The sequence below is a fragment of the Bacillus sp. AFS053548 genome (assembly GCF_002575105.1).
Lineage (GTDB): Bacteria > Bacillota > Bacilli > Bacillales > Bacillaceae_G > Gottfriedia.
In genome coordinates this window covers 1-1,360 of the sequence record NZ_NUHI01000061.1, presented here as the reverse complement: position 1 = coordinate 1,360, position 1,360 = coordinate 1, and the positions used below count along the sequence as shown (strand labels likewise).

The following is a 1,360-nucleotide window of genomic DNA, read 5'->3' as shown; positions in this document are numbered from 1 at the left end:
ACTCTATAGGGTACATTTTAATGTGGTTACACCCTTTTCCAAATTAAAAATGCTAATTACTTATAATACTTTCAATTTCTTCTATTAATTCGCTCTGGATTTTTTCAACTTTTGCAAAGTCCATAGCTCCAATATAGATTGCTTCCAATTCGTCTCGAAGAACTTTAGCTTCTGCCAGATAAGATATTGCTTCTTTCATTTTATCTTTATATGATTTTGTTGTTCTTTCTATTTCAGTAGAGTATTTTTCATCTGTTCCTGGAGTAATACATCTTTCGTACATATCAATAATCTCATCATTTTCACGATCAGGAAAATATTCATGTGGTGCAGTACTATCAAAAATCGCGATTCCTTTTTCCGGAATAATTACCATATCAAGGCTGTTAGGATCAAATCCACAATGATAAATCTCTACATCAAATCCTCGTTCTTCCCCTGCAGCTGCTATTTTCTTTAACATTGTTGATTTACCTGAACCAGCTCTACCTTTAATAAAATATCGCTTTTCGATTTCTTCTGTTAAATTTTGAATATAATCAACCGCACCACTTGGAGTTGCTGCACCTAAAAATCTATGTTTTACTTTGGAGTCTTTTTCAGTATTACTGTCATTACCATAAAATTGCGCTATCAATTCGTCAGTCAGTTTATTAGCTTCTAAAAAGTCCATATTGGAAATATAAATTTCTTCAATCTCATCATGAGCCCTTAATGAAGCCGCAAATGTCTTATATGCTGTTTGAAACTTCTTAGAAATTTCATCATTTAGTGTTAGTATTGCTTCCTTGTGTAAGGACAATTTCTTAGAATCCCAAGCAACACCTAAATTCACATATTCCTCAATAACCCCTGGAGCTTTTGGTTCAATTACATGTGGTGCTGTTCCGTCTACTATACCTATTTGAAATTTCGGGATAATTAAGCCATCAACTGAATTGGTATCTGAAGAACAATGTAAATATTCAATATCGATTCCCTTATTTACAATCAGTTCTCCAATTGTTTTCATTAAAGTTGATTTCCCAGTACCTGGACCACCTTTTAGAATGTATAGTTTATCTAAATCCTCTAAAGCTGAGTCGTAGAGATTATAAAACCCTTTTGCAGTATTACCACCCGCATAGTAATTGAGTATTTTTCCTCTCATCTTTTTCCCTCCATTCAAACTAGGTTATGTAGATTTATAATTAAGGGTGTTTGCCCAGCATTAATATTATTGTTTACTTTATTAATTTTAACTTTTTATCCGAAGTTGTTGGTGATTCTTAAGCTTGTCTTTTGATTTCGGATATTATCTTTTATCTGTAAAGTCATGATAAGAACTGACCTTTCCAAGTTTAAACACAAAAAAACATCA

Annotated in this window: 1 protein-coding gene; it reads right to left on the bottom strand. The window is 32.4% G+C overall.

Annotated elements, in window-relative coordinates; translation table 11 throughout:
* Positions 1–52: 52 nt before the first annotated feature.
* Positions 53–1,150, bottom strand: coding sequence for a PRK06851 family protein (locus CN946_RS20850; protein WP_098862840.1), 1,098 nt, complete (start codon positions 1,148–1,150; stop codon positions 53–55).
* Between the last annotated feature and the right edge of the window lie 210 nt (positions 1,151–1,360).

What these genes read in the sequence shown, in the direction of transcription:
- CN946_RS20850 (WP_098862840.1), bottom strand. Translation starts at nt 1,150, where the DNA reads ATGAGAGGAAAAATACTCAATTACTATGCGGGTGGTAATACTGCAAAA.